At 58.8% G+C, this 12,316-nt stretch carries 9 protein-coding genes; 3 read left to right on the top strand and 6 right to left on the bottom strand.

Features of this window, described 5'->3' with window-relative positions:
- Positions 1–55 precede the first annotated feature (55 nt).
- The 4 genes from ABQ278_RS19205 to ABQ278_RS19220 are packed head-to-tail and all read right to left on the bottom strand — an operon-like array spanning position 56 to position 8,195.
- Positions 56–2,161: a glycoside hydrolase 43 family protein gene (locus ABQ278_RS19205; protein ID WP_349322629.1), complete on the bottom strand. Its 2,106-nt coding sequence runs from the start codon at positions 2,159–2,161 to the stop codon at positions 56–58.
- Between the two features lie 32 nt (positions 2,162–2,193).
- Positions 2,194–4,629, bottom strand: a complete 2,436-nt coding sequence (locus ABQ278_RS19210) for a glycoside hydrolase family 95 protein (RefSeq protein WP_349322669.1) — start codon at positions 4,627–4,629, stop codon at positions 2,194–2,196.
- An 8-nt stretch (positions 4,630–4,637) separates the two neighbouring features.
- The gene (locus ABQ278_RS19215) at positions 4,638–6,575 is read right to left on the bottom strand and encodes a sialate O-acetylesterase (protein ID WP_349322630.1); all 1,938 of its coding nucleotides are present in this window, start codon (positions 6,573–6,575) and stop codon (positions 4,638–4,640) included.
- Positions 6,576–6,629: 54 nt separating this feature from the next.
- Positions 6,630–8,195 carry an alpha-L-arabinofuranosidase C-terminal domain-containing protein gene (locus tag ABQ278_RS19220; protein WP_349322631.1) on the bottom strand — a complete coding sequence of 522 codons (1,566 nt, stop codon included), beginning with the start codon at positions 8,193–8,195 and terminating at the stop codon, positions 6,630–6,632.
- 2 nt (positions 8,196–8,197) lie between these two features.
- On the opposite strand from ABQ278_RS19220, the gene ABQ278_RS19225 reads away from it, so the two are divergent.
- Entirely contained in the window at positions 8,198–8,389 is a 192-nt protein-coding gene (locus tag ABQ278_RS19225; protein WP_349322632.1) for a hypothetical protein, read from the top strand.
- 559 nt (positions 8,390–8,948) lie between these two features.
- Positions 8,949–9,911 carry an alpha/beta hydrolase gene (locus ABQ278_RS19230; protein WP_349322633.1) on the top strand — a complete coding sequence of 321 codons (963 nt, stop codon included), beginning with the start codon at positions 8,949–8,951 and terminating at the stop codon, positions 9,909–9,911.
- Positions 9,912–9,943: 32 nt separating this feature from the next.
- Here ABQ278_RS19230 and ABQ278_RS19235 read toward each other — a convergent pair whose 3' ends face one another.
- On the bottom strand, positions 9,944–10,480 hold the full coding sequence (locus ABQ278_RS19235; RefSeq protein ID WP_349322634.1) for a response regulator: 537 nt from the start codon (positions 10,478–10,480) through the stop codon (positions 9,944–9,946).
- 5 nt (positions 10,481–10,485) lie between these two features.
- Positions 10,486–11,019: a hypothetical protein gene (locus tag ABQ278_RS19240; protein WP_349322635.1), complete on the bottom strand. Its 534-nt coding sequence runs from the start codon at positions 11,017–11,019 to the stop codon at positions 10,486–10,488.
- A gap of 342 nt (positions 11,020–11,361) precedes the next feature.
- On the opposite strand from ABQ278_RS19240, the gene ABQ278_RS19245 reads away from it, so the two are divergent.
- The gene (locus tag ABQ278_RS19245) at positions 11,362–12,138 is read left to right on the top strand and encodes a cyclic nucleotide-binding domain-containing protein (protein WP_349322636.1); all 777 of its coding nucleotides are present in this window, start codon (positions 11,362–11,364) and stop codon (positions 12,136–12,138) included.
- Positions 12,139–12,316: the final 178 nt, after the last annotated feature.

Here is a 12,316-nt window from a genome sequence, read left to right on the forward strand (position 1 = left end):
GGTTTCACAAATGTAATTTGATCACAGGCGGGCAGAAAATGGACGCAGCCGGACCTCACCAACCATCTGTGCGCCACGAAAACCGGACGCCATCGCTACCGTCGGGTAAGGGTCCGGGGCTGTCGGCGGTAAGGCTGAGGGTCACGGGATCAATGCGCAGGAAGCGGTCGCTTGCCAGCGACATCAGGGTCAGTTCTCCCGTCAGGGTTTCGATCCACTGGAAGGTTTCATTCGTGTCTGGCACGCCACTTTTCAGGGTCACACGCCCCGCCTTATCGACGCTGACAAACTGATCGCCGGCGCGAAGGGCCACACGGCCCGTCTCCCTATTGATCACGTCAAAGCCGCCCGGTTCGCCCACCTTCAGTTGCCCACCAACGACCGAAAATCCCTTGCCACTTTTCAGCGAGGTCAGGGCAATTTTCTTGGCATAGGGCACCGGGGTCATCGTCCCATGCGGGTGGGCCTGATAGAGATTGAACGCATCGAAATCGGCGTAACCGCCCGGCTTGTCCGTGCCGTTGTAATTGAAGAGTGCATAGCGAACGCCCTGGAAGGTTGTCAACTGGAACGCCATGATGAACGGGTCACCAAACGGCACATAGGTTTTGCCATCGACCGAATAACTGAAACGCGCCGTCTCGGTCATGAAGTCGCAATCGGCCCTGAGATAGATATGCGAGGCTGGCGCCTTGACGCGAACGTGTTTGTCTTTCGTCTGATCGTAAAAGCTCAAGGCCAGACCTTCGGCGGATTTTTCCAGCCCGATCCACGCATAGGGGTAGTTCAGCAAGGCCAGCCCTGCCACATCGCCGTCTTTAAGGTGGGTCGCATCCAGAGAAACCGTCGGCTGCGATTGCGGCCCGATCGCCCGTTGGGTCAGGCTGTTGCGCGCCTCCCAGAAGGATTTGGCCGGCAGGGCGTGCAAACGCAGGAAGCCCGGCCGCTCGGTCAGTGACCATTGGCCGTCGACAGGCACGTGGTTCCATTGCCAGAGCGGTTTCAGGGTCGGAGCGTCAAAACTGTCGCTGCGTTCAAACGGCACAGCAACCGGCTGCAGCATGGCAGTCTTTGGTTTTTGCCAGCTTCTGGGTGTGCGGCCAAGATTACCCGGCAGGCCGAAATAGGGCCAGCCATCTTTCCAGGTAATCGGCGACAGGTTGACGAGGCGGCCCACCGAATTGGCGTCCAGCATCGACATGCCCCACCATTCGCCCTGATCCGTCTGAACGATACCGCCCTGATGGAGCGACAAACTTTCACGCACCGAATGGTCTGGCGGCGACAAAACAAAGGGAGGCGGCTTGCCGTTCAGGCGATAGCCACGCACCAGTCCGAAGTCCTCGCCCTGGCTGATCGAGCGATTGACCTCATAAGGCCCGAAGACGGAATCCGCGCGCGCCGCCGACATACGCATCGGCCCGGCATAGTTGGCGCTCAGAATATAGTACTTACCGTCGAGCTTATAGAAATGGGCGCCCTCGCCCATGCCGGCGTCCTTGGCGAACAGCACTTTTTCCGTGTCTGGCACGATATCGGTCAGGTCATCTGTCAATTGGGCGATGTGCATGGCCTGATAATCCCACACCGCATAGACCTTGCCATCATCGTCGAAAAGCACCGACAGGTCGTGGAGTGATCGCTTCATCTCGCGATGCGTCCAAGGCCCCCGCGGGTCAGTCGCCGTAAAGATCTGCGTCATGCGGCCATTGACGTTCGAGAAGATGTAGAAGGTGCCGTTATGATAACGGAAGCTTGGCGCCCAGATGCCGCGGCCGTAGATATTGCCCCCTTCAAGACGATATTCCGGCCCAAGATCGAGTTTGTCGACGGCGTAGGAGAGGAACTCCCAGTTGACCAGATCCTTCGAGCGCAGGACCGGCAAGCCAGGCATGGTGTGCATGGTCGTGCCGGTCAAATAGAACCAGTCCCCCACCTTGATCACGTCAGGATCGGAAAACTCATCATAGAAGATCGGATTGGTGTAACTGCCATCGCCGTTGTCGGCGGTCCAGGTTTGGGTGGAAAGGACGGCTTTCGCTGTCTCAGCTCCGGCGCCGGTGGCGGATATGGCCAACGCAAGCCCCCATGCCATAAGCGCTGCGCCGGCCAGCAAGCCGGCCCGTTTGCCCGTGTATTTCCATGTCGCTGAGTATTGCATCACATCTCTTTCTGTTGCCGACGAGACTTGCCTTAAGCCGTAAACCGAGCCGTGCCATCAGCCCCAAGGGTGAGGGTCTTTGGCCCATCGCGATAGATGACCCGAACGGTGCTGCCCGGACGTCCTTTAAGGTCGCAGCGGGTCAGAGCACCGTCGCGCCATGCCAGATCGACCGTGATCGCACCACGTGCCTTAAGACCCTTTACCTCGCCCGATGGCCAGGCGGACGGCAAGGCCGGAAGCAACCGGATATCTCCGCCCCAGGATTGCAGCAGCATCTCTATGATACCGGCCGCCCCGCCAAAATTGCCATCGATCTGGAACGGTGGGTGGGCGTCAAACAGGTTGGGATAGGTGCGCTCTGGCCCCACCAGATCCTTGAGGATGCGGTAGGCGTGATCGCCCTCCCCCATCCGCGCCCACAGGCACAGACGCCACGCCGTGCCCCAGCCCGTGGCCATATCCCCACGCACCTTCAGGGTTTGTTGGGCCGCGCGGATCAGCTCCGGTGTATCTCGGACATTGATCTGGTCGCTCGGGTAGACGCCGTAAAGGTGCGACACATGGCGATGCTGCTGCTCAGGTGCTGCCGTATCCCAGTCATCCAGCCATTCCTGCAACTGACCGGCCTTGCCAATCTGATCGGGCGCCAGCCGGTCATGGACCTGTTTCAACTGAGCCAGGAAACCCGCCTCTTCCCCTGTCAACTGCCCACAGGCGATGGTGTGGGCGAACAGGTCGCGGATGATCTGGCGATCCATGGCCGGGCCGGCGCACAGGGATGAGCCAAACGGGTGCTGATTTTCAGGCGATACCGAAGGCGATGTCACCAGGCCGCGACCCTTCGGGTCCTCGATCAGGGTATCGAGGAAGAACAGCGATGCCCCCTTCATCAGGGGATAGAACCGCGCCGGCAAGGCCGGGTCACGGCTATAGTCGTAATGGTCCCACAGGCTATTGCACAGCCACGCGCCGCCGCATGGCCACAGGCCCCACATCGGCCCGTCGATCGGCGCACTGGCCCGCCAGATATCGGTATTATGGTGTGCCATCCAGCCACGGGCGTTGTACATCGTCCTGGCCGTCTTCGCGCCGGTCACCGCCAAGTCTTCCACAAGCCGGATGAGCGGTTCGACGCAGACCCCGAGCCCTGCCGGATCGGCCGGCCAGTAGTTCATCTCGGTATTGATATTGATGGTGTATTTGCTGCCCCACGGCGGGGTAGTCAACTCGTTCCATATGCCTTGCAGGTTCGCCGCCTGCGTGCCCGGCCGCGAAGAAGAGATCATCAGATAGCGCGCATATTGGAAATAAAGGGCTTGCAGCGCCGGATCATCCTTGGTGGCAGCCGCCTGCACCCGGCGGTCGGTCGGCTCGCCTGCCGGCTCTGCTCCCAGATCGAGGGACACCGTCCGGAACAGCGGCTGATAGTCGGCCAGATGCGCGCGTTTCAACGACGCGTAGGACTTTGAAGCCGCCGCTTCGGTTTGCTTGCGCACCTTCGCAACAGGGTCGCCGCTGACATCGGCATAGGTCACAAAACTGGTCGCCGCAGCGATCAGCAGGGTTACCGTCTTGGCACCGCGCACCCGCAGTTTCCCGTCATCAAACGTCACCCGTCCGTCCGAGATGATCTTGACGCGGAAGGCATAGGTCAGGGCCGCCGGTATCGTTGCGCTCTCTTCATTGCGGCCTGTGCAGAGGATCGCGCCCGCCCCGTCGGATGACATGACAGCCCCCTCAGGCAAGGGCTCAGCCGCCTCCGTCATCAACCAGTCGGTCGTCGCGGGCGGCATCAGTTTTGCGTCATGGCCGGCATAGACCGCACCGGGAATTTTCACCGAGCGCGGCCCGCGCCAGCTCAGGTCAAAACCGATCGCACCTTTGCGGGCTTCAAGCCGCATGACCACCACCTGATCCGGCGCGGACACAAAGGTCTCGCGCACGGAGTCGTGAGCCACCCCATCGGAAAGCGTTGTGGTGGCAATGGCGGTAGCCAGATCAAGCTGCCGTTCGTACGCCTCAGGCTTGGTAGCGCCCTCAAAGGTCAGCAAAAGATCGCCCAGCGTGCCGTAGGCCATCTGAGACAGCGGTCGCCCCATGATCTTCTGGCTGGCGAAATCCGTGGCCTCTTTGTACTTGCCGTCGACGATCAGCTTGCGCACCTCAGGTAGAGCGCCATAGGCTTCAGGACTATCCGCCCTATAGGGCCCGCCGGACCAGAGCGTATCTTCATTGAGTTGGATACGCTCCTGCGCCACCCGACCAAAAACCATCGCGCCAACCCGGCCATTGCCCAGCGGCAAGGCTTCCTCCCAGAAGCGCGCCGGCTGTCTGTACCACAGGGTGTTTTTACGGCCGCTTTTCGCCGGTATCTTTGCCATGGCGGCGGAGGACGCAAGGGCCATGGCCGCCGTGGCCGCCGTGGCCGTCAGTACATCGCGTCGGGACAGATGGCGCACAGGCATTTCTCGTGTCATTGTGTCACCGGGATCTCAAACGTGCTGACCGGCAATTGCGCTTCGTCGAACACATTGACGACCGCGTAATCGGCCCAGGCATATCTGATACGCGTTACCGGCTTGCCGTCTCCGCTTAACCTGACGGCCGCGCCCTCAGCGACGCCCGTTGTGTAGCGGCAGGTGCCAGGCGCATCACCACACAGTTCAAACCCGATCGCCTGGGCGCTGCTGCGTGTATGAAGCGCGCCGGTTACATCAGTAAAGCGAAGGGCGATGTCATGGCCGCTCACGCTTGCGGCAGCGATCCGTGGACCCGATGGTGGCAGGCTCGCGCCATAGGCCACGGCGCGCATGGCCCGCGCCATCCGCCGGCCAACCTCATGCTTTTCGCCCGGGTGAATATCGAGCGGATCACCCAGATCGATGGTCGACACAAAGGCCGCATGACCATCCTTTTCCGCCATCCGGCGCTGCGCGTCACGCACATTGGCCCAGCCGCTCTCACCGGGCTTTATCGCCGGCCTGCCGTAGCCTGAAAGCTGAACGATCACAAACGGCAGGTCCGCCTGCATGAACTGGCGACGCCAGTCCGTGGCCATGGCGCTCAGGCGGCCTTCATAGCCGGGGAAATCGGTATCGGATTCGCCCTGATACCACGCCACGCCTTTCAGGCCATAGGCGCCAAGCGGCGCAATCATGCCATTATAGGCCGTGCCCGCGCCACCCATGTCTTCCCAGGGCGTATGCGGCGGATTTTTCGGCGTTTTCGCAGCGATGCTATAGAGCCAGCCGTCGGCCAGAGCCTGCGTGGAGCCGTCAGCCATCGCCAGCTTCATGGCATCAGCCGGCCCGCGCATGCCGCCGTCGGCATAGGTGTTGTTGATGTTGACGATGATGACATTCTTGCCGGGCTTAAGCAGCCCTTTCGGCACCGTGAAGGCCTTCATCGGCCCCGTGTCCGCCGTATTACCAAGCGACTTGCCGTTGATCCAGGCCGCACCAAGATCATCAAGACCGCCCAGGTTCAGCACGGCGGGTTTGCCGGCGTCGGCCGCGCTGAGCTCAATTTCGCGCCGAAACCAGACCATGCCGACATAGCTGGCCAGCGCCGGATCCCCCCACTTTTGCCAGACGGAGATGGCAGGAACAGGCTTCCAGGTGAGTTGGGTTTGAGGTTGCCAGGGTTCACTACCGGTCTTGTCACCGGTGTTCGTACGCCACCAGGTCTCCCAGATGTCATTGGCCACCAGGGCGGCGGCGGCCGGATCACGACTGTAGAGTTTGAGCAACTCAGCGCGTGCGCCCAAGCCCACAGCCGTAAGCGCCTTATCCCCCATCCACGGACTTATCTGCGTGCCGCCCCAACTGCCGTTGATGGCGCCGATCGGTACACCTTCGCTTTTGCGCAGGTCCTTGACCATGTAATAGCAGTTCGCCGAAAAATCCTGCACGGTCTGCGGGGCCGCCACCTGCCAGGCCTGCGGTTTCAGGAAGGCCTCATCGGGCGTGAAGGCCACCCGTTTCTCAACCGTCATCAGCCGCAGATCCGGGTCTGCCGATGAAAAGAACGCACCAAAGGCATCCTGCGCATTCTTGACCGGCATTTCCATATTGGACTGGCCGGAACATAAAAAGACATCCCCCATCTGAACATCCTTGGCGACCGTCTGACCGGACGGGCTGTCGACCGAAAGCGTGATCGGCCCCGTCGTGGTGATGGCTGCGAAGCGGGCGACAAAGCGTCCCTTCGCGTCGGCAACCACGCTGGCGCTGTTCGTCCCGAACGTGACGGTCACCGTCTCGCCCGCAACGGTCGTACCGGTGATCGACACCGGCCGGCCGCGCTGGATAACGGCATGATCACCATAGATCAGATCGAGTTGCGGGGCAGCCATCACGGCCGAGGGCAAACCGAGGACACCCGCCGCCAACCACAAACCTGTTCTCTTCATTATGCCGTTTCCTTACCCGTTGTGTTTTATCTTAGGTCTTATCGCTGCAGCCCTTTAGGGTTCCAACGACACGACCGTGACCGAAGCCGGCGCCACGGTGATGGCGAAGCGGCCGCCGGACGCCTTGGCCAAGATCGGCTTAGGCGATACGGTGTTCGGCTTCTCATAGGTATTGGCGCTGTCGAACTTGGGGGCTGACAAGGTCAGGCCAATGGCCTTGCTGGCCTTCAGGCCCGCCGCCGACAGGTTAAAGGTGGCCGGCTTTGATGGATCGATATTGGTGATCGCCACCCAGACTTTGCCGTCAGTGCCCTTCGCCGCAATGGCATCAATACGCGGCAGGGTGATGCCGTCGTGCGTATAGGCGCCGGCATCGTACTTGACCGGAATGAAGGTCGCATCCTGGAACGGTACATACATATGGAAGACGTGATAGGTGGGGGTCAGCAGCATCTTCTCTTTGTCGGTCAGGATCATGGCCTGCAGGACATTGATCATCTGGGCGATATTGGCCATGCGGACACGATCGGCGTGACGCGCGAAGATGTTCAGGTTGAGCGCCGACAGAACCGCGTCGCGCTGGGTATTTTTCTGCATCAGGAAGCCGGGATTGGTGCCCGGCGTCGCGGCGTACCAGGCGCCCCATTCATCCACCACCAGCGCGATCTTCTTTTCCGGATCGTACTTGTCCATGATGACACTGTGCTTGGTGACCAGGTCTTCCATGCCCAAGGTGTCCTTGAGCACAACGGCATATTCCTTTTCGCTGAAGCCTTCCGACTTCTGCGATACCGGGAAACCGCCGCCTGTGGTGTAGGAGTGCAGCGACAGGCCCTCGATATTCCACGCCCAGCTATGGTCTTTCCAGGCCTTCATCACGGCTTCGGTATAGGGGGTGTCGCCACCGCTCGGCCCCACCGCGATGCGGCTCATGGTCTGCTCAGGATTATAGTTGCGGTCAAAGCGCGCGTGTAGCTTCATCTGATCGACATAGAAGTCCGGCGTCATGGCGCCGCCGCAATCCCAGCTTTCGTTGCCAAGGCCGAGATAGGCCACCTTGTAGGGCTTTTCGTGACCGTTTTTAGCGCGTTCGGCGCCGATGCCGTTCGCCTTGTCAGCGGTCATATATTCGAGCCATTCCGCCGCTTCAGCCGGCGTGCCAGAACCGACATTGACCGATACATAGGCTTCGGTGCCAATCTGCTGGACAAAGTCAAAGAACTCATCGGTGCCGAAGGTGTTGGGCTCGATCACACCGCCCCAGTTGGCGTTCATCGAGGCGATGCGATCCTTGCCGATACCGCGGCGCCAGTGATATTCGTCGGCGAAACAGCCGCCCGGCCAGCGCACGTTTGGTACTTTCAGTTCTTTCAGCGCCGCCACCACATCGTTGCGGATACCGCGCGTATTGGGGATGGTTGAGTCCTTGCCAACCCAGATACCGCCATAAATGCCTTCGCCGAGATGTTCGGCGAACTGGCCGAAGATCTGGCGGTCAATCTTCGCGCCGGGCTTGCTGACGTCAAGCGTCAGGTCAACAGGCGCGCTTTTGTCCTGAGCGGAAGCCGGCATGCCGCTCAGAGCGGCCAGTACGGCGATGAAGGATAGGGTGTAACGCATGGATGTTCCTCTTTATTATTGATTTCTATTTTCGCGGGATGCGCGCAGAAAGGTGTGTAAAGCCTGACCTGAGTATTGCGCGCGCCGCGGCCTGTTTATCCGCCATTTTCGACACGAATTGTGTGGTGTGTGTCGAGGACGGCACCCAAGCTCAAGCCAACGACAAAACCCAGCGAGAACGCACGGTCGCGTAGCATAAATGGCATGTTTCCATCTCTCCCGTATATGCCTGGCCGGCATGATCATCCTATTGAATCAGGCAGGCACAGGGGATCACGGAAACGACCTCAGCGACAAGAACCGCCGTCACCGCATCACACTCAGTTCGCCGCAAAATACGAGAAAAAGAGGCGTGTAATCGGCACCCTTGCCCCCTCTCTCCTAAAACGCTCCCTACCCGCCGACTATATGGCTGTCAGCTTTGACTAAATGCTAATGCATCTGTCAGACAATTGGAAGCGCTTTTACGCATGGCAGCAACTTTCTCAATAAAGCAGATAGACCCAACCAGTTAAATGTTAAAAATACCAGTATATTCAAATTCTTATTGCCGACATATGCAACGCACTAAAAATCGCATCGCGAAACGAGGCGCAAAAGTCCGACAACTTCTTCCCTCGCCCTTAAGTTTATGGTAGCGTTATCATGGCTGCCGGCCATTCCGATAAAAAACGGAGTTTGTGAGAGCTGTTATCATCGATAACCTGGGTCTGCCGTCTGCCTATAACAAACAATAAAATAAGAGGAAATGTCATGAGATTTGTAACCCGTCGAAACAACACCCCCTCGCTCCGAAACGCAAGCTCGGCTTTTGCGACCGTCCTTATAGCCCTCACCTGTGCGCTCGCCCAGCCCGTGGCAGCGGCAGATGACAAGATGACGCCCATCGAGATACCGGCACAGCCGAACGCTATCCCCCTGAAAACGGGCACCTTGCCGGACGCCAAGGCGCCGGAATCCTGGCACAGCCAATATGGCAGCGTCTTTGCCCGAAACGTTACCGACGCCACCCTCACCCCGTTCCTCCCGGACCCCGCCAAGGCGACGGGCGCGGCCGTCATTGTGGCGCCTGGCGGCGGCTTCCGCACGCTTTCGATGGAAAATGAAGGCTGGGATGTGGCGCGTGCGCTCGCCGACAAGGGCGTGGCCGCCTTCGTTCTGAAATACCGTCTCAACCAGACACCGGCTGACATGGCGGGATTTGAGCGCTCGATGACGGAAATGTTCTCTGGTGCCGCGCGGCCGCGCCCGGCTCAGCAAGACCCATCCGTCGCCTTGGCCCCTCAGATCGCCGACGCCCGCGCAGCCTTCGCCCTTGTCCGTTCGCGCGCCAAGGAATGGCATGTCGACAGCGACCGTATCGGTATGGTCGGCTTCTCCGCCGGCGCCATGCTGACCCTGTCGACCGCGCTCTATGGCCAGGATGCCAAGCCTGCCTTTATTGGCGATATCTATGGCCCCTTGGCGTCCGTCACCGTGCCGGCGGATGCACCGCCGCTTTTCATCGCCCTGGCCGCTGATGATCCCTTCTTCGCCAATAATGGTTTTGGTCTGATCGATAGCTGGCGGGCGGCAAAGCGTCCGGTGGAATTCCACCTCTATGAACAAGGTGGACATGGCTTTGGCATGTACAAAAAGGAAACCACCAGCACAGGCTGGTTCGACGCCTTCACGCGCTGGATGGACATGCACGGCTGGTTGAAGCCGAAAGCCTGACAGGGACCACGTGATGGCGCAGCTTTACGCCATCACGCGGCCTGCGTGGGATCCACCGCGCCTTCAGGTGGCTTATGGTCTTCGCTCCACCCCTGCCGCCGCTCTTTTCCCTCGTATTTCGGGTCCTGCCGCCTGCGTCTGTCAGGCCCGAAATAGCCAGCGATTTTGACGAAATGGCGCGGATGATCGATGACAGCGGCCACCTTCCTGAACAGTTCGGTAGCGGTGACAGGCTTGCAGCAGAATTCCGTTACGCCGGCGTCTCGCGCATCGACCACGTGTGACCTTTCCGAGTGCGCCGTCAGCATGATGATGGGTACGAAGCGATTGTTGCTGTCGGATGAGTTACGAACAAGATTGATGAACTCCACCCCATTCAACACCTCTAACTGGTAGTCGACGATGACGATGTCGACCGCATCATGTTTCAGCCGGTGAAAGGCTTCGATGGCGTCATGCGCCTCCAGAATATGCACAGCGCCAAAACCCCTCAGGATTGTTTTGACAATATTGGACATGTGGCCATTGTCATCAACGATCAGGAAGCGGATTTTTGCGAGGCTCGGCATGGCTGCTACTTGGACCGGCGCAGGGTCATCGACCGTGTGAGCATGGTGAGATCGCTCGGCTTCAGACGCAACCGCGCTATAGGCATGACAATCGCCGACAGGGCGGAGGCATGCAGGCGCAAGCGCACCGCCAAATCGTTCATGCTGGTCGTCAGGTCCCGGTCCATCGTCGCGGGATGACCGATCTGCGCTAAGGCTTCCAGCCTTGGCAAAATATGCCTCGAAAGATGCTGCTGGACGCTATGGCCATTGGCAAGTTTCAAAAGCACGCCGTCATAATCATCATTTTTATGCGCACGAAGTCTGAGCATCGGAAACAAATCATGGCTTTCGTCGTCAATTGACAGAGAAAGATCAGTCCTAAGCCATGCCACCACCCTTGCGGTATCCTCCGGCAGATAGTCGAGCGCCTTGGCCATGCGATCGAGGCAATCCGCTATGGTTCGTTTTGTTTCGCATTGGAGGGAAAACCAGCTTAAAGGATCCTCAAAACGCGTTTCCGGGCGGTCTCTCTCTAGATGTTTGCGCTTATCTGTCATGGTGTTAAGGCATCATAATGCCGAGTTCAGCCGTAAACTTGCTTCGACCTTATCCTCGATCCGTCGGTTATTCAGTCACAACTCGGATCATGCCTTTTACTCTCGAAAAAGGCGCTCAACTTATTAAGACTAACTATTTGAAATATATTACTGTTTTTTTCGTATACATACACCCCCTGCAAACTTTGAAAATGTCTGATCGTCATTTGATATTTATCAAGTAAACGCCTATACAGTCGGTAACCAATCGCAACTTACGGTTTGGTTCGAACTCGGTGTAGATAACGTCGATATGCAAAATGTTACGCGAACACGCGAACAGGCAAATCGGGGAAAGATATAATGAAAGAAAGCGATCTGGCGCGCATTCGTGAGCTCGGCCTGTTTAGCGGCATGGATGCCAATCGCTTTTCAGACCTGACGTCGGGCGCTTTTATGCAAAAATTCCCCGCCAATACAACCTTGCTTTATGAAGGCGACACGGTTGATTTCCTTTATATTCTTCTAGAGGGCGCCGTAGAAGTTCAAGGTGCCTGGCACGACAAGGAAACTACCCTGGCGGTTGTGCGCCCGCTTTCGGTGTTCATTCTGTCGTCCGTCGTGCTGGATGCGCCGGCCCTCATGTCGGCGCGCACGATCGACCGGTCCGAAATTCTGATGCTGTCGGCTGAAGCGCTCCGCAGGGCCATGCGTGACGACAGCCATTTTGCGCTCAGCATCGCCGAGGAAATGGCAGGCTGGAACCGTGCCCTGGTACGTCAGCTCAAGAACATGAAGTTGCGCAGCGCTGCCGAACGCCTGGCCAACTATCTGCTGACGCTTCAGGTGCAGCAAGGCGGCGGCACGACCCTGCATTTGCCGCATGAAAAGCGTATCCTGGCCTCCTTGTTGGGTATGACCCCCGAAAATCTTTCAAGGTCCTTCGCCGGTCTGGCGGATTACGGCGTAGAGATTCATGGCAACGAGATCAACCTGACTATGATGACCGCGTTGAAACGCATGGCCAAGCCCTCTGCGTTAATCGACAATCACATGCCGCCGCTCGATCATTTGAGCGGCAATGCGGAACGCGAACTGTGGCCACCCAATTCCCGCTCGGGTAAAATCATCTACGAATAGGCGAGTAAGGCGGCAGAACATCTGCCGCCTTCATGCCCCAACTCATGTACGCGCAGTTGGGCGGCACCGGGCCTCGACAGGGATGAGGTATGTCGTGGACCCGAACCAGGAACAGCCTTTAGACTACATCATTCCCGGCAAGGCGCATTGATACATGCTATTCGCACGCCTGATGTTT

The sequence above is a fragment of the Asticcacaulis sp. MM231 genome (assembly GCF_964186625.1).
Taxonomy (GTDB): Bacteria; Pseudomonadota; Alphaproteobacteria; order Caulobacterales; family Caulobacteraceae; genus Asticcacaulis.